Origin of the sequence: Dickeya sp. ws52 (assembly GCF_007210685.1) — a bacterium.
GTDB classification, from domain to species: domain Bacteria; phylum Pseudomonadota; class Gammaproteobacteria; order Enterobacterales; family Enterobacteriaceae; genus Dickeya; species Dickeya chrysanthemi.
This window is the reverse complement of the sequence record NZ_SZVX01000001.1, coordinates 316,610-334,890: the sequence shown is the minus strand read 5'-3', so window position 1 is coordinate 334,890 and position 18,281 is coordinate 316,610. Positions and strand designations below refer to the sequence as shown.

The 18,281-nt window shown below is 54.8% G+C and carries 17 protein-coding genes; 5 read left to right on the top strand and 12 right to left on the bottom strand.

Annotation, left to right across the window (positions count from 1 at the left end; genetic code table 11):
* Positions 1-9 precede the first annotated feature (9 nt).
* The 5 genes from artJ (FDP13_RS01495) to artP all read right to left on the bottom strand — a co-directional run bounded on the left by artJ (FDP13_RS01495) (position 10) and on the right by artP (position 3,915).
* A complete protein-coding gene (gene artJ, locus FDP13_RS01495; protein WP_143838320.1) occupies positions 10-759 on the bottom strand; it encodes an arginine ABC transporter substrate-binding protein in 750 nt (249 codons plus the stop codon).
* Between the two features lie 276 nt (positions 760-1,035).
* Complete coding sequence (gene artM, locus FDP13_RS01490) at positions 1,036-1,707, bottom strand: arginine ABC transporter permease ArtM (protein WP_143838318.1); 672 nt, start codon at positions 1,705-1,707, stop codon at positions 1,036-1,038.
* Positions 1,707-2,423 carry an arginine ABC transporter permease ArtQ gene (artQ, locus tag FDP13_RS01485; protein ID WP_143838316.1) on the bottom strand — a complete coding sequence of 239 codons (717 nt, stop codon included), beginning with the start codon at positions 2,421-2,423 and terminating at the stop codon, positions 1,707-1,709. Before artQ ends, artM begins: the two co-directional genes overlap by 1 nt.
* A 14-nt stretch (positions 2,424-2,437) precedes the next feature.
* The gene (gene artJ / locus FDP13_RS01480) at positions 2,438-3,169 is read right to left on the bottom strand and encodes an arginine ABC transporter substrate-binding protein (RefSeq protein WP_012770080.1); all 732 of its coding nucleotides are present in this window, start codon (positions 3,167-3,169) and stop codon (positions 2,438-2,440) included.
* Positions 3,170-3,186: 17 nt separating this feature from the next.
* Positions 3,187-3,915, bottom strand: a complete 729-nt coding sequence (gene artP, locus FDP13_RS01475; RefSeq protein WP_193745577.1) for an arginine ABC transporter ATP-binding protein ArtP — start codon at positions 3,913-3,915, stop codon at positions 3,187-3,189.
* A 352-nt stretch (positions 3,916-4,267) separates the two neighbouring features.
* Between artP and FDP13_RS01470 the strand changes: the two genes are divergently transcribed.
* Together FDP13_RS01470 and FDP13_RS01465 are read left to right on the top strand one after the other, a co-directional pair.
* On the top strand, positions 4,268-4,594 hold the full coding sequence (locus FDP13_RS01470; protein ID WP_012770078.1) for a heavy metal-binding domain-containing protein: 327 nt from the start codon (positions 4,268-4,270) through the stop codon (positions 4,592-4,594).
* Positions 4,591-5,460, top strand: a complete 870-nt coding sequence (locus tag FDP13_RS01465; protein WP_143838314.1) for an N-acetylmuramoyl-L-alanine amidase — start codon at positions 4,591-4,593, stop codon at positions 5,458-5,460. The genes FDP13_RS01470 and FDP13_RS01465 overlap by 4 nt, the downstream gene beginning before the upstream one ends.
* 99 nt (positions 5,461-5,559) lie before the next feature.
* Here FDP13_RS01465 and FDP13_RS01460 read toward each other — a convergent pair whose 3' ends face one another.
* From FDP13_RS01460 to hcp, 3 genes are all read right to left on the bottom strand, one after another.
* Positions 5,560-7,029 carry a DUF2867 domain-containing protein gene (locus FDP13_RS01460; RefSeq protein WP_143838312.1) on the bottom strand — a complete coding sequence of 490 codons (1,470 nt, stop codon included), beginning with the start codon at positions 7,027-7,029 and terminating at the stop codon, positions 5,560-5,562.
* A gap of 292 nt (positions 7,030-7,321) precedes the next feature.
* Positions 7,322-8,329 (bottom strand): NADH oxidoreductase, encoded by a 1,008-nt coding sequence (gene hcr / locus FDP13_RS01455; protein ID WP_012770075.1) that lies wholly within the window; start codon positions 8,327-8,329, stop codon positions 7,322-7,324.
* Positions 8,330-8,390: 61 nt separating this feature from the next.
* Entirely contained in the window at positions 8,391-10,043 is a 1,653-nt protein-coding gene (gene hcp, locus FDP13_RS01450) for a hydroxylamine reductase (protein ID WP_012770074.1), read from the bottom strand.
* A gap of 247 nt (positions 10,044-10,290) precedes the next feature.
* Between hcp and FDP13_RS01445 the strand changes: the two genes are divergently transcribed.
* The gene (locus tag FDP13_RS01445; protein ID WP_012770073.1) at positions 10,291-11,952 is read left to right on the top strand and encodes an ATP-dependent endonuclease; all 1,662 of its coding nucleotides are present in this window, start codon (positions 10,291-10,293) and stop codon (positions 11,950-11,952) included.
* A gap of 93 nt (positions 11,953-12,045) precedes the next feature.
* Here FDP13_RS01445 and cspD read toward each other — a convergent pair whose 3' ends face one another.
* Positions 12,046-12,267, bottom strand: coding sequence for a cold shock-like protein CspD (gene cspD, locus FDP13_RS01440; protein ID WP_012770072.1), 222 nt, complete (start codon positions 12,265-12,267; stop codon positions 12,046-12,048).
* 323 nt (positions 12,268-12,590) lie between these two features.
* On the opposite strand from cspD, the gene clpS reads away from it, so the two are divergent.
* Positions 12,591-12,911, top strand: coding sequence for an ATP-dependent Clp protease adapter ClpS (clpS, locus tag FDP13_RS01435; RefSeq protein WP_012770071.1), 321 nt, complete (start codon positions 12,591-12,593; stop codon positions 12,909-12,911).
* A gap of 28 nt (positions 12,912-12,939) precedes the next feature.
* The gene (clpA, locus tag FDP13_RS01430; protein WP_033575619.1) at positions 12,940-15,216 is read left to right on the top strand and encodes an ATP-dependent Clp protease ATP-binding subunit ClpA; all 2,277 of its coding nucleotides are present in this window, start codon (positions 12,940-12,942) and stop codon (positions 15,214-15,216) included.
* 276 nt (positions 15,217-15,492) lie between these two features.
* Here clpA and infA read toward each other — a convergent pair whose 3' ends face one another.
* From infA to cydC, 3 genes are all read right to left on the bottom strand, one after another.
* Positions 15,493-15,711: a translation initiation factor IF-1 gene (gene infA / locus FDP13_RS01425; protein WP_002211347.1), complete on the bottom strand. Its 219-nt coding sequence runs from the start codon at positions 15,709-15,711 to the stop codon at positions 15,493-15,495.
* Between the two features lie 91 nt (positions 15,712-15,802).
* Positions 15,803-16,531 (bottom strand): leucyl/phenylalanyl-tRNA--protein transferase, encoded by a 729-nt coding sequence (gene aat / locus FDP13_RS01420; RefSeq protein ID WP_143838310.1) that lies wholly within the window; start codon positions 16,529-16,531, stop codon positions 15,803-15,805.
* A 12-nt stretch (positions 16,532-16,543) separates the two neighbouring features.
* A complete protein-coding gene (cydC, locus tag FDP13_RS01415; RefSeq protein ID WP_199886289.1) occupies positions 16,544-18,265 on the bottom strand; it encodes a cysteine/glutathione ABC transporter ATP-binding protein/permease CydC in 1,722 nt (573 codons plus the stop codon).
* Positions 18,266-18,281: the final 16 nt, after the last annotated feature.

Below are 18,281 nucleotides of genomic sequence, written 5' to 3'. Positions count from 1 at the left end.
AGGGAATATTTACTGCTGCGGGAACCACTTGTCGTTGATGGCTTTGTAGGTGCCATTCGCTTTAATGGCGTTCAGCGCGCTGTTCAGTTTTTCCAGCAGTGCCTGATTATCCGGGCGAACGGCAATCCCCAAACCGATGCCGAAATAGGCCGGGTCGGTGACTTTCTCGCCGACGGTTGCCAGGTCTGGGTTGGCTTTCAGCCACTCGTTGACCACGGCGGTGTCGCCGAATACGCCGTCAAGACGACCGTTCTTCAGGTCGATCAATGCATTCTGGTAACTGTCGTACGGGACGGTTGTCACTTCCGGGTGTTTTTCCTGCAGGAATTTCTGGTGAGTCGTGCCGTTTTCCATGCCGATGCGTTTACCTTTCAGGTCTGCCAGCGAGTGAAACTTGCCTTTCTGAGCGATGACGATCGCTGAATTAGCGTAGTACGGTTGGGTAAACGCTACTTGTTTGCTGCGTTCCGGCGTGATGTCCATACCGGAAATCACCGCGTCATAACGGCGGAATTTCAATGCCGGAATCAGGCTGTCAAATGCCTGATTGGTGAAGCTACAGGTCACCTGTAATTGCTTGCATAGCGCATTGGCAAGATCGATATCAAACCCGACGATCTGGTTGCCGGCATCCAACGATTCAAATGGCGGATAGGTGGCCGACGCGGCGAAGCGGATGGTTTCTGCCGCCATTGCGTTAAAGCTCATGCTGCTAAAAGCGGTGCCGGCCAGCAGTGCGGCAAGAATCAGTTTTTTCATCAGGTACTCCAGCTTAACTTATGTTTATCAACGTGATTGTCGTTGAAAAGGATAACGACACCATGCCATCAAATGTATTTATATGCAAATAATATGATTATAAATTCAAATTAAGTTGTGTTCGGATAGTTTTGATAAAGGTGAAGTACGGTAATGGGTTAAGAATAAAACAGATTTTAATGGGTGGTTCACATGAGGTTGGATGGGTTTTTATGCATAAAAAACGCCGACATAAAAGCCGGCGTAATCAGTGCGTAAGTCATATTTGCTGATGATTCAGGTGTTACGTTGTTCAAACCGCAGTGCGCGGCGCTCGACCAGGCGCATCAACAGCGTCAGCAGGCCATTGACGCACAGGTAGACGATGCCGGCCGCACCAAACACCAATACATCGTAGGTTCGGCCGTACAATAGCTGACCGTAACCCATCACTTCCATCAGGGTAATGGTGTAAGCCAGCGAGGTGCCTTTGAACACCAGCACCACCTCGTTGGAGTACGAAGAGAGCGCACGTTTAAACGCAAACGGCAGCAGGATACGCAGCGTCTGGCGTTGACTCATCCCCAGCGCTGCGCAGGATTGCCATTGCCCTGACGGAATGGCTCGCACCGCACCATAAAACAGCTGCGTGGTGTAGGCTGCGCTATTGAGCGCCAGCGCACTGACTGCGCACAACCACGGTTGCGATAGCAAATTCCACAACCAGTCAATGCGGCGAATCGATTCGAACTGACCGGGGCCGTAATAAATCAGGAAAATCTGCACCAGCAGCGGGGTGCCGGTAAATAATGTGATGTAGCCTTTGGCCAGCACCGACAGCACCGGTGTTTTTAGCGTCAGGATCACCGTCAACAGCAGCGACAACAGTAATGCCAGCAACAGGGCGGCCAGTGTCAGCAACAGGCTGGTGTGTAACCCTTTGAGCAGTTCGGGAATATAAGCCAACATCAGGACGGCCTCCGTTCAAAGCGTGTGGCGCGCGTTTCAATCCTTTTCAGGATCGCCTGACTTAACAACGTAATCACCAGATAGATCGCCGCGGCAATCATGTACCAGGTGAACGGCTCCTGAGTGCGGGTGGCGATGCTTTTGGTTTGCAGCATCAAGTCATTGACGCTGATCAGCGAAACCAACGCGGTGTCTTTCAGCAGCACCAGCCACTGGTTGCCGAGCCCCGGCAGGGCATGACGCCACATTTGCGGCATGATCAGACGGCGGAAAATCACGCCTTTGCTCATACCCAGCGCCTGACCGGATTCCCATTGTCCTTGTGGCACGGCTTTCAGCGCCCCACGCAGCGTTTGCGATGCATAAGCGGCATACAGCAGGGACAAGGCAATAACGCCACACAAAAACGGGCTGACTTCAAAGTTATCGATAGCCAGTTTCACCGGTATTTGCGCCAGACCAAGATTGAGCGTGAAACCGTCGGACAGTATCAGCAGTAACTGGGAGGAGCCGAAATAGATAAACAGCACTACCAGAATTTCCGGCAAACCGCGCAGCAGGGTGACTACCGCGGTGCCGCAGGCGCTGAGGATTTTCCAGCGTGCGGTTTCCCACAGGGCAAACAGCATAGCCAGTAGTAGCCCCAGCAGCAGAGCGCAAACGGCAAGGCCGACGGTCATCCCGGCGGCGCTTGCAAGAGGTTGAAATTCAGTCATTGATTTTTATCGAATTACTGCTGGAACCATTTCTTGTAGATGGTCTGATAGGTGCCATCCTGCTTGATGTTGTTCAGCGCATCGTTGAATTTTTTCACCAGCTCATCATTGTTCTGGCGAACCGCAATACCCAGACCGATGCCGAAGTAGTCTTTATCGGTAACCTTGTTCCCTACGGATGCCAGATTCGGGTTCTGTTTCAGCCAATCGTTGACTACGGCAGTATCGCCGAAGACGGCGTCCAGGCGACCATTTTTCAGGTCCAGCACGGCATTTTGGTAACTGTCGTACGGCACGACGGTGATGTCTTGGTGTTTATCCAACAGGAATTTCTGGTGCGTGGTGCCGTTTTGTACCCCGACGCGCTTGCCTTTCAGCGCAGCGACATCAGTCAGTTTGTCTTTCTGAGCAATAAACAGCGCCGAGTTTTCATAGTACGGCTGGGAAAAAGACACCTGTTGCTGGCGCTCCGGCGTGATGTCCATACCGGCGATCACGGCGTCGTAACGGCGGAATTTCAGGCCGGGGATCAGGCTATCGAAAGCCTGGTTGCTGAACGTACAGGTGGCCTGAATCTGTTTGCACAGCGCGTTGGCGAGATCGATATCAAAGCCGACGATCTGGTTGTTGGCGTCTACCGATTCAAACGGAGGGTAGGACGCTTCGGTAGCAAAACGAATCGTTTCGGCTGCACCGGCGGAAAAGCTTACGCTGCCGAACAGGGCGGCAATGAACAGTTTTTTCATATTATTATCCTTATCTATCAGTGAGATAAATAGCCAGCGAACTCCGGTGTCTGTGGCTGGGAAAAGTGTGAGGCGTCGCCTTGTTCCACAATACGGCCGTTTTCCATGTACACCACGCGGCTGGCGGTCTTGCGTGCGAAATCCACTTCATGGGTGACGATCACCTGAGTGATGCCGGTTTCGCTCAATTCCTTAATAATGCTAACCACCTGAGCGGTGATTTCCGGGTCGAGAGCGGCGGTGGGTTCGTCGAATAATAACACCTGCGGCTCCATCATCAGCGCGCGGGCGATGGCAACACGCTGCTGTTGGCCGCCGGAGAGGTGTAACGGATAGCGGTCGGCGAAGTCGCTCAGACGCAGGCGGCTCAACAGTTTTTCCGCACGAGCCTGCGCATCCTGACGACCGAGCCCCAGCACGCGGCAGGGCGCTTCGACCAGATTCTGCTGTACGGTGAGATGCGGCCACAAATTATACTGCTGGAACACCATGCCGACATTGCGACGCAGTTCACGAATGGCATTTTCGCCGGGCGTCTGGCTGAAATCAAAGGTATTGCCGCCGATGCTCAGCGTGCCGGAGCGAGGCGTTTCCAGCAGGTTCAGCACCCGCAGTAAGGAACTTTTACCCGCGCCGCTGGGGCCGAGCAAAACCAGCGTTTCGCCGGATGGACAATCAAGGGTGACATCGAACAGCGCCTGGTGTGCGCCATAGAAACAGTTAATGCTGTTTAGTTGAATACTCATGCGCAAGAATTGAATAGACATTGATGCCGCAAATGGTAGCCTCGGCAGAATAGTTATGCAATCGTCACGGGTTAAAATTTGCGAATACATGACTTATTGTTGATATTTTAGCACAAAATCTCGCTTTGCTGCGATGACGGGTGGATTTGCCAAGGCGATAGCCGCGCGGCGGCAAACAATCTTCATCCATAACTTTACTCAGTTATAGCCGGATACGTTGCTGAAACAGGCGATTGATGACCGCTGTGTTGTAAAATGGTCTGTTTATGGCGGAAATTGCTATAAAAGTGTAAGAAAGCTGTGAGAAGGTGCCATTAGGCTGGTCATCGAACATCTGATGTGAGGAGGCATGATGCAGTTATCTACTACACCAACGCTGGAAGGACACGTCATTGAAACTTACTGTGGCGTGGTGACGGGAGAAGCTATCCTCGGCGCCAATATCTTTCGGGATTTCTTTGCCGGCATTCGCGATATCGTCGGCGGCCGTTCCGGTGCGTATGAGAAGGAGCTACGCAATGCACGACAGATAGCGTTTCGCGAAATGCAGCAGCAGGCTCAGGAACTGGGGGCGAACGCCGTCGTCGGTATCGATATTGATTATGAAACGGTAGGCAAAGACGGCAGCATGTTGATGGTGTCCGTCAGCGGCACAGCGGTGGTGGTCCGCCGCTTATGAATCGCCCGGTTATCGGGCCGGCGTGGCGGAGCGTGGCCTTGGTTGTGCTGACGCTGCTGGCGGGCTGCCAGACGCGTGAACGTTATGTTGATGAGGGGGATTACCAACTGGATCTGTCGTCTCCGGCTATCAGCCGGGGGGAACGGGTTCGTTTTCTGGTATTTCACTACACGGCTGAAAACCTGAGCACTTCGTTGGAAACGCTTACCACCGGCCATGTCAGTGCGCATTATTTGGTGCCGGCGTATCCGCGGCAGGTCAATGGCAAGCCCGTCGCGTGGAAACTGGTGCCGGAGTCGCAAGCGGCCTGGCACGCCGGCGGCAGCTACTGGCGAGGTTACAGCCAGTTGAACGCGACATCTGTCGGTATCGAGCAGGAAAACCCCGGCTGGCGTCAGACCGCGTTGGGCACTTACTGGTGGCACCCCTATACGCCGCAACAGATTACGTTGGTAACCCGCCTTGCCCGCGACATCATTGCCCGCCATCATATTGCGCCGCAGAATGTCGTGGGGCATAGCGATATCGCTCCCCAACGCAAGGTCGACCCGGGGCCGTTGTTTCCCTGGCGTCAACTGGCGCTGGCGGGAATTGGTGCCTGGCCGGATGCACAACGCGTCCGCTTCTATCTGGGAGATAAACAGACATATACACCGGCAGACAGAGGCGCGTTGCTGAAGAAACTGGCGTGTTATGGCTATGAGGTCAACCCAGGCATGAGCGAGGATCAGCAGCAGCGCGTCGTGGCGGCATTCCAAATGCACTTCCGGCAACAGCGTTATGACGGCGACGCCGACGCCGAAACTGAAGCGATTGCCGACGCATTGCTGGAAAAATACGGCGGGTCCTGCAAAGGAGCGACATGATTCCCCATCATCAGGCATCAGCATGATGGTGAGCGCGATGAGCCTGAAAAACGGCCGTTCGATTTATTCGGCCACACAGGCGGCATCGCGCAGAGGGGGCTAGTCGTTATCGGGAAGGCGATGGATATCCAAACTTTCCGCTTCCTGTGCCAGCGCGGCGATACGGCGCGCCATGCCGCGAAATATGAACAGATGCGCCGGCATCATCAGGAACCAATAACCCAACCCATTGCAACCTGCCGGATGCCACCAGGCGCGAACATCCAGTACGCGGTAGGTTCCTCGGTCGTCAATCGAGAATGCGAGTCGCCCCAGTCCAGGGGCTTTCATACCAAACAACAGTACCAGTTGCTTAAGGGGCTTCACGCGGATGACTTTCCAGCCGTGGACGAGATCGCCTTCGAGCAACGTAGCCCGATTTGGGCGTTGGTAAATCACCTGATTACCGCATAAGTCATCTATTTTGGCCCGGATTGCCCACAGTATATTGGCGTAGAAATAGCCTTCCTGCCCACCGATATTCTGCACTACCTGCCACAGCGCCTGACTGCTGGCGTCGGTCTTGTGGCTGTAACCGGCTTGTTTAGGATAGAACGCGTAGTTAGGGCGCCAGCGTGCCTGGACTTCCGGGTCATATCCCCAATCTGGGTGTTGTGCGGCGGCTTTTTCATCATCCAGCGTTGCCCGTACCGCGTCGTCAAATCCCATCAGTTGTTGTGGAATCAGGCGACGCAGCTCGCTATCGTCCATCGGTAGATCATGTCGTAACCCTTGTACCAGCGCTCGAGCGGTGGAACTGGAGACCGAGGTAACCAAATTCAGAAACCAGGCTGATACCAATCCGGTCGGTACGGGAACCGGTATCAGCAGGCGACGTTTACCCGTAATGCGGATAAAGCGTTCGAACAAGGTTTGATAACTGAGGTATTCCGGCCCGGCGGCGTCAAAAATCCGATGTCGGGCTGCGGGGTGGTGCCTCAGCTCCGTCAAATACGTAAGCAGGTTTTCCAGTGCGATAGGCGCGGATTTTGAGCGTACCCAGCGCGGCGGCGTCAATACCGGCAAATTGTTCACCATGTCGCGCATAATTTCGAACGCGGCGGAGCCTGGGCCGACGATGATGCCGGCGCGCAGTTCGGTGACGGGAATATTGCTACTGCGCAGAATGTCGCCGGTCAGTTTACGTGCCTGCATATGAACGGACGGCCGGTGTTCGGATTGCGCTGAGCCTAAATAAATAATCTGGCGAATCCGACTGGTGCGTAGCACCTGGCGCAGGTTTTGCGCCGATTGGTATTCCCGCTCTAGAAAATCGGCGCCATCGCCCATGCTGTGCGCCAGATAGTACAGCGTATCCGCCTGCCATAGCCCTTCCGGCAGCGTATACGGCTTCATCAGGTCCACATATTCACAGCGTACGCCGGGAAGATTCAGCGCCGCCAACGAATCGATATGACGTGACGCGGCAATGACCGATTGCCCTTGACGGCTTAAACGTGTCAGGAGATGCCGGCCAATATAACCACTGGCGCCAAGGATGAGAATCGGGGCGGGTTTGACGGTCATCATGTGTTTTTGCTCCTGCCACAACAGCGCGATTGATACTGCAGCGGTGTCCCTGTCGATGTTCACGCCCGCAATACATTAAGCCTGACAATACAGTAAACCTGGTAATAGCTGCATTCAGCTTAGCAGTAATACCTATGACACAGCGTAGATTATGCCCCGCCATAAGCGTGACGGTATTTAATATAACTGGAAGCTGAAAGGGGAAAAACCCCGCCTTAACGCTTTCTTAACGAAAATGCGGGGTCGATCCAGAGGCGTGATGTATTGCCGTATGGCAAGGAGAGGTGGCGCGTCAGGCCAGTTCGACGTCGCCTTGTAGCTGGCAACTGCAGGCCAACACATAGCCGTTTTCAATCTCTTCGGCCGTCAATGTCATGGTGCTGGTGGTGGTGTAGTTGCCGCTGATAATACGGGTCTTGCAACTACCGCACACGCCGGCGCGACAGGCCGCGTTGACCGGTAATTGATGGTTTTCCAGCGCCGCCAACAGGCTGATGCCGACCGGGACTTTCAACTGTTGCAATGAATGACGAATCGTCATGGTGAGTTGTTCGCCGTCATCGTCCACGTCGGCATCCGTAGCACCGAACTGCTCTTTGAAAATACGATCGCGCGGCACGCCGGCCTGTATGCAAAATGTTTCCACCTGCTTCATATAAGGCTGCGGGCCACATGTCATCATAGTACGGCTGGCGATATCCGGTACTTGCTGCAACAGCACCGACTCGGTCAGCCGCCCGCTGAGAAAACCGGCTTCAGCCTGCTGTTCCGCCATCAGCGTCAGTTTCAACTGCTGTGGGTAACGCTGGCTGAGCGCTTGCCATTGTGAAGCAAAAATCACGTGTTGCGGGTCGCGGACGTTGAAAATCACCTGAATATCGGTGTGCGGGCGGTTGGCCAGCAACCAGCGCGTCATCGACATAATCGGCGTTACGCCACAGCCTGCGGCCAGCATTAAATAACGGTCGCTGACGGCGTGGGTACAGGTAAATTCGCCTTGCGCATCGGAGATCCACAGATAGTCGCCCGGTTTTACCTGTTCAGTCAGCCAGCGCGAGCCGGTGCCGTTTTCCAGTCGCCTTACGGTGAAGGTGATGAACGGGCTAAGCCCCGGTGAGGAGGACAACGTATAAGCACGCAGCGTTTCACTGCTGTTGGCGATGCTGACCAGTGCGTACTGGCCCGGTTGCCAGGGATAAAAATCATGGCTAATCAGGGAAATCGTCCACACATCCGGCGTTTCCTGATGAAGGGAGTGCACCTGCATACGGTTGGGGCACTGCGGAGTAGGCATGGTCATGGGCTGTCTCCATAACAGCCTTCCGCCGTGTTGCAGCGGAAGGCGAAGGTCAACAAAAAGGTCAGGCGGAGAGGATGTCTTTCAGGTCCTGCTCTACGGTGGTGATGGAGCGCATACCGAACTTCTCGTTCAGAATGGCCAGCAGCGACGGCGTCAGGAACCCTGGTGCGGTAGGGCCGGTGTAGATATTTTTTACGCCCAGCGCCAGCAGCGTCAGCAGGATGACGATAGCTTTCTGTTCAAACCATGACAGCACCAGACTCAGCGGCAGATCGTTGACGCCGCAGCCCAGTTTTTCCGCCAGATTAACCGCCAGCATGATGGCGGAGTAAGCATCGTTGCACTGGCCGACGTCCAGCAGACGCGGCAAGCCTTCCAGCGTGCCGAAGTCCAGCTTATTGAAGCGGTATTTACCGCACGCCAGCGTCATGATCAGGCAATCCTGCGGCACGCTGCGGGCGAAATCCGTGTAGTAACTGCGTTCAGTGCGGCTGCCGTCGCAACCGCCGACCAGAAAGACGTGGCGCAGCTTCTTGTTGGCGACCAGATCAATCACGGTATCTGCGGCATTCAGCAACGTCTGGCGACCAAAACCGACGGTAATCAGATGCTCAATCTCACTGTACGGGAAGCCCGGCAGTTGCTGCGCCTGTGCGATGACGGCGCTGAAGTCGTCGCCTTCCAGGTGCTGTGCGCCCGGCCAGCCAACGATGCTGCGGGTCCAGATGCGGTCGGTATACTGGCCTACGTTAGGATCGATGATGCAGTTGGACGTCATCAGGATCGGGCCGGGGAATTTGGCGAATTCGGTTTGCTGGTTCTGCCAGCCGCTGCCGTAATTGCCGACCAGATGGGAGAATCGCTTCAATTCCGGGTAACCGTGCGCCGGCAGCATTTCGCCGTGAGTATAAATATTGATGCCGGTACCTTCGGTTTGTTCCAGCAGCATACGCAGGTCTTTCAGGTCGTGGCCGGAGATCAGGATCGCTTTGCCGGCAACCGGGCGCACATTCACCTGGGTGGGTTGCGGATGGCCGTAGGCGGAGGTTTCACCCTGATCCAGAATCGCCATCACGTTGAAGTTCATTTTGCCGATGGCCATCGCATTGCCAAGCAATGTATCAACATCGGTAGGCGAGGTGCCAAGCCAGGCCATCAGTGCATGGTAATCGGCGTATATGGCGTCATCGTGCTGCCCCAGTACGTGGGCGTGTTCCATGTAGGCGGCAGCGCCTTTCAGACCATACAGGCACAGCATACGCAGCCCGTGGAGATCGTCGCCAATCGCGGCTTTATCCTTATTCAGTGCAAACTCGGCAGACTGTTGCAACAGTGTCGGGATGTCGTCGCCCGCCAGTTGCAGTTCTGCCATCGGGTGATCGACGGCGACGCTGGCGTCCAGCAAGCGGCAGCGGGTAGCCAGGCTTTCACGCAGGTTAATCGCCTCGCGGGCATAACCGATGATACGTGGTGAATCAAAGTTCACGTTGGTCAGGGTAGAGAAGAAGGCGCGCGGAGCGAAACTATCGATCTCGTGGTCGATGATGCCCAGCGCGCGTGCCTGCAACGCCCAGGCCGACAATCCCTGGAGAACAGCAACCAGCAGGTCTTGCAGGTCAGAGGTTTCGGCGGTTTTACCGCACATGCCTTGCGCATAGGCGCAGCCGTTGCTGGCCGGGGTTCGGATGGTCTGTTCACATTGCACACAATACATGATGGCTTCCTTTTAAAGTTGCATTTATAATGCCTGTTATGAGAATAGAACGGTTGCAGACCGCTAAAAAGGTTTTTTATATGCAATTTAAGCCGAAGTTGATTTAGCGCAATTTTACTTGTGGATGATAATCACTCGCGCCTGAGGGCCATTTTATGCGTTGCGAGTCAGATCCGAGGTATAAGGCTTGACCCTGCCGTGCTTTTATCGTCATGCTCATCAGGAAAGTACAGAACAGGAGGCACGGATGTATCTGGAAAGAGTCGAGATTGTTGGATTCCGTGGCATTAACCGACTGTCGCTGACGCTGGATGACAATACCGTGCTGATCGGTGAGAACGCCTGGGGCAAGTCCAGCCTGTTGGATGCGCTTTCTCTGTTACTGACGCCGTCGCCGCCCCTCTATCATTTTGATCTGCAAGATTTTCATTTTACACCGGGTGATGAAGCCAGCCGTGAACGCCACCTGCAGGTGATCTTTACCTTTTGCGAATCAGAGCCCGGGCATCATTTGGCCCCCCGTTATCGTTCGTTATCGCCGGTATGGATCAAGGGTGAAGGGCGCTTGCACCGCATTTTTTATCGTCTGGAAGGCGAAATGGATGAAAGCCAGGCGATTTTTACCTGGCGCAGCTTTCTGGATGCCAATGGTCAGGCGTTGCCGCTGGAGAATATCGACTGGCTGGCCAGCGAGGTAGTGCGATTACATCCGGTGCTGCGGCTGCGCGATGCGCGTTTTATTCGCCGTTTTCGCACCGGCACACTCATGCCGCAAATCGATGATAATGAACGGCTATCGCGCCAGTTTGAGGCGCTGGTGCGCGAATTGGCGCAGAATCCTAACCGGCTGACTAATCAGGAACTGCGGCAAGGTCTGGTGGCGATGCGCCAACTGGTCGAGCACTATTTCTCCGAGCAGAGTGCGGATCCGAACGACAAGCGCCATCATCGCCATGCGCGTGCCGGCAATGGCCGGGCGTGGCGCTCGCTGGATAACATCAACCGCATGATTTCCGGCTCCCACAACCGCAGTCGCCGCATTATTCTGCTGGAGCTGTTTTCCACCCTGTTGCAGGCTAAAGGTTCGGCGGTGCTTGACCCTCATGCACGGCCATTGCTGCTGATTGAAGACCCGGAAACCCGGTTGCATCCGATCATGCTGTCGGTGGCGTGGGGGCTGTTGACGCAATTGCCGTTGCAGAAGATAACCACCACCAACTCGGGTGAATTGCTATCGCTGGTGCCGGTCGAGCAGGTGTGCCGTCTGGTACGTGAATCGGCGAAGGTGGCGACTTACCGTATTGGTCGTCAGGGAATGACGCAGGAAGACAGCCGCCGCATCACTTTCCACATTCGTTTCAATCGCCCGGCGTCTTTGTTTGCACGCTGTTGGCTGCTGGTGGAAGGCGAAACCGAAGTCTGGATGCTCAGTGAGCTGGCGCGTCAGTGCGGGCATCATTTTGAGGCGGAAGGGGTGAGGGTTATCGAGTTTGCTCAGGCCGGGTTGAAGCCTTTGCTGAAATTTGCCTATCGCATGGGGATTGAATGGCATGTCCTGGTCGATGGCGATGACGCCGGGAAAAAATACGCGGCGACGGTCCGTAGCTTGTTGCAATCACAGGGCGAATCCGAGCGCGACCATTTGACGATGCTGCCGGCGCTGGACATGGAACACTTCATGTACCGCAATGGATTTAGTCAGGTTTACCATCGTATTGCGCAATTACCGGAGCCGGTGCCGCTATCGGCCGCTAAAATCATTACCAAGGCTATCCATCGCAGCTCTAAGCCGGATCTGGCGATTGAGGTGGCGCTGGAGGCCGCATCGCTGGGGGAGTCGGCTATCCCGCCGCTGATTCGCAGTATGTTTTCACGGGTATTGTGGCTGGCGCGCGGAAGAGCGGATTAAGAATACCGGCCGCCCGACGGCGGCCGATATTGGACTCGTTTTGACCTGGTTACAGGAATAAAGGAGAAAGACCGGAAAGCGTAAGGTGAGTATTCAGGCGACCGTTTCACCGGCGACCGGTACGATCAGACTGGCGTGATTCCCTTTAGGCCCCTGGTGCACGGTAAATTGCACCACCTGACCTGCTTTCAGCGTCCTGTAGCCGTCCATCTGAATGGTTGAATAGTGGGCGAAAATATCTTCACCACCGCTCTCGGGACAAATAAAGCCAAAGCCTTTGGCGTTATTGAACCATTTAACAGTACCTGTCTCCATGCATCTTCATCCTTCGCTAGAGTGTTCTCTAAGGTGAGGTTATTGGGTTAAGGCAAACCGAATTGATTAAAACAGCATCAATTCAACCCTACACTCTAGTGAAATCGCACTTGCCGTCAAGCGCTCGGATCGGACAGGTTGCAGCAGGTTTGTGAAAATTTGATATAGATAACGCTATCGTCAGGTTTTATTGCCGTTAATATCAGGAAGGCGCATTTTCGAGGTCTGAGCGATTTTGATAGGTCGGTGATACAATGAAAATCAGACATGCTGCTGTGATAACAGCCAGCGGATTAAGTAGCAGAACTGATTTTGGGTAGAAGATGGGAAATCATAGCACCGGGCCACAGACCGACGACCTGACCAAAGAGCATTATACTGAAGCTTTGCAGCCGCCATCGATGTATAAAGTGATACTTAACAATGACGATTACACGCCGATGGAATTTGTTATTGACGTTCTGCAAAAGTTCTTTTCTTATGATATTGAACGTGCAACGCAACTGATGCTTACGGTTCACTATCAAGGTAAAGCCATCTGCGGCGTATATAGCGCCGAAGTGGCGGAAACCAAGGTGGAGCAGGTGAACCGCTATGCCAGGGAGAACGAGCATCCGTTGCTCTGTACGCTGGAAAAAGCCTGAATAGGGCAATTTATTGGGGGAGGTGCCTATGCTCAATCAAGAACTGGAACTCAGTCTCAACATGGCTTTCGCCAGAGCGCGTGAGCACCGGCATGAGTTTATGACCGTGGAGCATCTGTTGCTGGCGCTGCTCAGCAACCCCTCCGCACGCGAGGCATTAGAAGCTTGTACGGTCGATTTGGCAGTTCTGCGTCAGGAACTGGAAACCTTTATCGAACAGACCACACCCACACTGCCGCAAAATGACGAAGAACGTGATACTCAGCCGACGCTGAGTTTCCAGCGCGTGTTGCAACGTGCCGTGTTCCACGTGCAGTCGTCGGGGCGTAGCGAGGTGTCCGGCGCTAACGTCCTGGTCGCCATCTTCAGCGAGCAGGAGTCTCAGGCGGCCTATCTGCTGCGTAAACACGACGTCAGCCGGTTGGATGTGGTGAATTTTATTTCCCATGGTACGCGCAAAGAAGAGTCCGGCCCGGCTGCAAATCCGGAAAATCCGGTTAATGAAGAACAGGCTGGCGGGGAGGAGCGTATGGAAAACTTCACCACTAATCTCAACCAGCTTGCCCGGGTGGGAGGCATCGACCCGTTGATTGGCCGCGACAGCGAACTGGAGCGTACCATTCAGGTGCTATGCCGCCGCCGTAAAAATAACCCGTTGTTGGTTGGTGAATCCGGCGTGGGGAAAACCGCCATTGCCGAAGGGCTGGCCTGGCGTATCGTGCAGGGCGACGTGCCGGAGGTGATGGCTGGCTGCACTATCTACTCGCTGGATATCGGTTCGTTGCTGGCGGGCACCAAATACCGCGGCGATTTCGAAAAACGCTTTAAATCACTGCTGAAGCAACTGGAGCAAGACCAGAGCAGTATTCTGTTTATCGACGAAATTCACACGATTATCGGTGCGGGAGCCGCATCTGGCGGTCAGGTTGACGCCGCCAACCTGATCAAACCGCTGTTGTCCAGCGGTAAGATTCGCGTCGTCGGTTCCACTACCTATCAGGAATTCAGCAATATCTTCGAAAAAGATCGTGCGCTGGCGCGTCGCTTCCAGAAAATCGATATTACCGAGCCGAGTGTGGAAGAAACGGTACAGATCATTAACGGTCTGAAGCCGAAATACGAAGCGCACCACGATGTGCGGTATACCGCTAAGGCGATTCGCGCGGCGGTGGAACTGGCGGTGAAATACATTAATGATCGCCATCTGCCGGACAAAGCCATCGACGTTATCGACGAAGCCGGGGCGCGTTGCCGCCTGTTGCCCGCTAGTAAACGCAAGAAAACCGTCAATGTGGCGGATATTGAATCGGTGGTCGCCCGTATTGCCCGCATTCCGGAGAAAACCGTTTCCGCCAGCGATCGTGATGTGCTGCGTAATCTGGGTGATCGCCTGAAAATGCTGGTGTTCGGGCAGGATAAAGCGATCGAGGCGTTGACCGAGGCCATCAAGATGAGCCGTGCCGGATTGGGCCATGAGCGTAAGCCGGTCGGGTCGTTCCTGTTTGCCGGACCTACCGGGGTGGGTAAAACAGAAGTCACGGTGCAACTGGCGAAAGCGCTGGATATCGAATTGCTGCGTTTTGATATGTCTGAATACATGGAGCGTCACACGGTCAGCCGTTTGATTGGTGCGCCTCCGGGTTATGTGGGCTACGATCAGGGCGGTTTGCTTACCGACGCGGTGATCAAACATCCGCATTCGGTGCTGTTGCTTGATGAAATCGAAAAAGCGCACCCGGATGTGTTCAACCTGCTTTTACAGGTGATGGACAACGGTACGCTCACCGATAACAACGGCCGCAAAGCGGATTTCCGCAATGTTATCGTGGTGATGACGACCAACGCCGGCGTGCGGGAAACTCAGCGTAAGTCGATTGGTCTCATCCAGCAGGACAACAGTAGCGATGCGATGGAAGAGATCAAAAAGGTTTTCACGCCGGAATTCCGCAACCGTCTGGACGGCATCATCTGGTTCAATCATCTGTCGGCGGAAGTGATTCAGCAGGTGGTGGACAAGTTTATTGTCGAACTGCAGGCGCAACTGGATGCCAAAGGCGTATCGCTGGAAGTCAGCGAAGAAGCGCGTAACTGGCTGGCGGAAAAAGGATACGATAAGGCGATGGGCGCACGGCCGATGGCTCGCGTCATTCAGGAGAACCTCAAGAAACCGTTGGCGAATGAACTGCTGTTCGGCTCGCTGGTGGATGGGGGCTCGGTGAAGGTGGAGTTGGATGCACCCGCTCAGCAGCTGACCTACCGTTTTCTGAGCGCGCAGAAAACCAAAGCTGAAGGCGCAGTTCACTGAGTGAATCGTTGTTAACCGTAATCGTCCTACCCGATCAAAACACAAAGGGCATCGTCAGATGCCCTTTTTTACAACATTGTCTTGATATCTTTACGACATCATCGCCGCGATAGCATAAACATCGGGGATGGTGCCTGCACGCTCAACCATACCAGGTCGTTTGAATTAATAGGCGGGTAAGTAACTTATAGCCTTATAATGCAAACGCCCTCGCCAGAGAGGCAAGGGCTGAAAGGTAAACATCCCGGCATATCGCCTCAGGCGATAAAGCGGGAGTTAACGGCTACGGAAGACAATGCGGCCTTTGCTCAGGTCGTACGGGGTCAGTTCCACAGTCACTTTGTCACCCGTCAGGATGCGGATATAGTTTTTACGCATTTTACCGGAGATATGAGCGGTAACCACGTGCCCGTTTTCCAGCTCAACGCGGAACATGGTGTTGGGCAGCGTATCCAGCACGGTGCCTTGCATTTCAATATTGTCTTCTTTGGCCATCGAATCCTCTAGGTGTAATTACCTTAGTTTTTAACCGGCAAGATAATGCCGAAAAACCCTCATTATGTAAAGGCGCGTAAGCGACCGTCGGTCATTTATCCCCTTTAAGCCGTTGGTCGGGATTGGGGGGAGAGTGTGTCTGCGGGCGCCAACAGTCGTTGTGCAAGACCTGCCGTTGCAACTGGTGCAGTTGATACAGAAATTCGCGTCTCGGGATATCACAAGCTCCCAGAGAGGCCGTGTGGTCGTTAAGCACCTGACAGTCAATCAACTGACCACCGTGGCGTACAAAATGCTGCAGAAACGTTGCCAGAGCATATTTGGAGGCATTGTCTGCCCGGCTGAACATCGACTCACCGCAAAATAGCGCCCCCTGGGCGATACCGTATAATCCGCCGACCAACTGTTCACCGAGCCAGACTTCGACCGAATGCGCCAGTCCGGACTCGTGTAACCGGCAGTAGGTTTGCATGATATCGTCACCAATCCAGGTGCCTTCCTCTCGCTCGTCGGCGCAGGCGGCAATCACCGCCTCAAACGCCTGATTCAGTGTGACCTGATAATCGGTACGCCGAATGAATTTTCTCATGCTTCGGCTAAGGTGAAACTGTGCCGGAAACAATACTGCCCGTGGGTCAGGGCACCACCACAGGATCGGCTCGCCCGGCGCAAACCACGGGAAAATGCCTTGTTGATAAGCGCTCAGTACCCGCTCCGTCGATAGATCGCCGCCATAAGCCAACAGCCCGTTCGGGTCGCGCAGAGCGGTCTGTGGATTAGGGAACTGCAATGAGAAGGGAGAAAGTTCACACAATAGCATGTTCACCTCGGGCTACAGGTGTTGATGAAATTGCCAGTAACGTCCCTGCAACGCCATCAGGCTGCGATGTGACCCTTGCTCCACCATTTTCCCGCCGTCCATTACAAACAGCCTGTCCATGCTTTCCAGCCCATTGAGCCGATGGGTAATGACGAGCAGGGTTCTGCCAAGACAATGCTGCCGCAATATTTGCAGTATGCGTTGCTCCGTGTCGGCATCAAGCCCTTCGGTCGGTTCATCCAGCAGCACCAGCGGTGCCGGGTGGAGCAGGGCGCGAGCGACGCCAATGCGTCGCTGCTCGCCCCCGGACAATTGGCGACCGCCTTCGCCCAGCCAGGCATTGAGCCCTTGGTCATCCAGCAGTTTCTCCAGCCCGACTTGTGTGAGCACCGCTTCCAACTGTGCGTCGCCGGCAGAAGGCGCGGCCAACTGCAAGTTATCCCGTAATGTTGCGCTGAAAATGTGTACGCGCTGGGGAACGACACTCATGGTTGTGCGCAAGGCGGACTCCGGCCATGCCGCAATCGGGGTGTCGTTAAGCCGGATTTCGCCTTCATTGCAATCCCAGGCTCGGGTGAGTAATTGCAGCAGGGTTGACTTGCCGCAACCGGTACGGCCGAGCAAAGCGACATGTTCGCCCGGCGCCAGCGTGAGTGAAATATCGTGCAGCGCAGGTTGGCGTTGTTCCGGGTATGTGAAGCTCACTTTATCCAACGTCAATGCGACCTGCGCCGGCTGTTCAGGCCCCTGAGACGGGAAAGTGACCGGTGGATGGAGTTTCAGTAATTGATCGACTCGCGAAGCGGAAGCCACTACGTGCCCGATATGCTGGAATGCGCCGGCGACCGGTGCCAGTGCTTCAAAAGCGGCAAGAGTGGTAAAAACAAACAGTGCGATAAGCGCACCGGGTTGGCTGTCGTCGCCGACACCGCCCGCGGCCAGCCATAGCAACAAGGTTGCCGTTAATCCGCCGGCGGCGATCAGGATAGCCTGTGACAATGCGCTGAGTCCGGCTTGCTGCCGTTGCCGTTCAAACCAACGCTGTTCCAACACATCCAGTTGCTGGCGAAAGTTTGCCAGTGCACCAAAGACGGCTAATTCTGCCTGCCCCTGGAGCCATGTCGTCAGTTGTACTCGGTAATGAGCGCGTAATGCGGTCAGGTCAGCGCCGATGGGTTGCCCGGCACGGTAAAAGACCAACGGCAGCATCACTAACAACGTCATCATGATAGTCGCCAGCGTGAGCGCCAGCGATGTATCCAACCAGCTTAGCCCATAAGCCAGGGCCAGAATCACCACCAGCGCGCTGACCAGTGGCGAAATAACCCGCAAGTAAAGGTGATCCAGCGTGTCCACATCCGCCACCAGTCGGTTAAGCAACTCGGCCTGACGAAAGCGAATCAGCCCGCCGGGCGACAGCGGTAGAATACGGCTAAACGTGAATACCCGCAGATGCATCAGAACGCGGAAGGTGGCGTCGTGGCTTACCAGTCGCTCAAAGTAACGACTGACGGTACGCAGGATCGCCGCACCGCGCACGCCGGCAGCGGGCAGCATATAGTTGAAGGTGGTTAAGCCCGCCAGCCCGGCAATAGCCGATGCAGCCAGAAACCAGCCTGATAACGTCAACAGGCCAATGCTGGCGAGTAACGTCAGGATAGCCAGTACGATACCCAAAATGAGTTGAAAAAAATGGCGGCGATACAGTGCCAGAAAAGGTTTAAGTACCTGCATTACGTGCGTCTTTTCC

Coding starts and splice junctions, on each gene's coding strand:
- FDP13_RS01470 (WP_012770078.1), top strand. CDS start 4,268: ATGCAGTTATCTACTACACCAACGCTGGAAGGACACGTCATTGAAACT.
- hcr (WP_012770075.1), bottom strand. CDS start 8,329: ATGACCATGCCTACTCCGCAGTGCCCCAACCGTATGCAGGTGCACTCC.
- infA (WP_002211347.1), bottom strand. CDS start 15,711: ATGGCCAAAGAAGACAATATTGAAATGCAAGGCACCGTGCTGGATACG.
- cydC (WP_199886289.1), bottom strand. CDS start 18,265: ATGCAGGTACTTAAACCTTTTCTGGCACTGTATCGCCGCCATTTTTTT.
- cspD (WP_012770072.1), bottom strand. CDS start 12,267: ATGGAGACAGGTACTGTTAAATGGTTCAATAACGCCAAAGGCTTTGGC.
- FDP13_RS01445 (WP_012770073.1), top strand. CDS start 10,291: ATGTATCTGGAAAGAGTCGAGATTGTTGGATTCCGTGGCATTAACCGA.
- clpS (WP_012770071.1), top strand. CDS start 12,591: ATGGGAAATCATAGCACCGGGCCACAGACCGACGACCTGACCAAAGAG.
- clpA (WP_033575619.1), top strand. CDS start 12,940: ATGCTCAATCAAGAACTGGAACTCAGTCTCAACATGGCTTTCGCCAGA.
- hcp (WP_012770074.1), bottom strand. CDS start 10,043: ATGTATTGTGTGCAATGTGAACAGACCATCCGAACCCCGGCCAGCAAC.
- artM (WP_143838318.1), bottom strand. CDS start 1,707: ATGTTGGCTTATATTCCCGAACTGCTCAAAGGGTTACACACCAGCCTG.
- aat (WP_143838310.1), bottom strand. CDS start 16,531: ATGCTATTGTGTGAACTTTCTCCCTTCTCATTGCAGTTCCCTAATCCA.
- FDP13_RS01465 (WP_143838314.1), top strand. CDS start 4,591: ATGAATCGCCCGGTTATCGGGCCGGCGTGGCGGAGCGTGGCCTTGGTT.
- artQ (WP_143838316.1), bottom strand. CDS start 2,423: ATGACTGAATTTCAACCTCTTGCAAGCGCCGCCGGGATGACCGTCGGC.
- artJ (WP_143838320.1), bottom strand. CDS start 759: ATGAAAAAACTGATTCTTGCCGCACTGCTGGCCGGCACCGCTTTTAGC.
- artP (WP_193745577.1), bottom strand. CDS start 3,915: ATGAGTATTCAACTAAACAGCATTAACTGTTTCTATGGCGCACACCAG.
- artJ (WP_012770080.1), bottom strand. CDS start 3,169: ATGAAAAAACTGTTCATTGCCGCCCTGTTCGGCAGCGTAAGCTTTTCC.
- FDP13_RS01460 (WP_143838312.1), bottom strand. CDS start 7,029: ATGATGACCGTCAAACCCGCCCCGATTCTCATCCTTGGCGCCAGTGGT.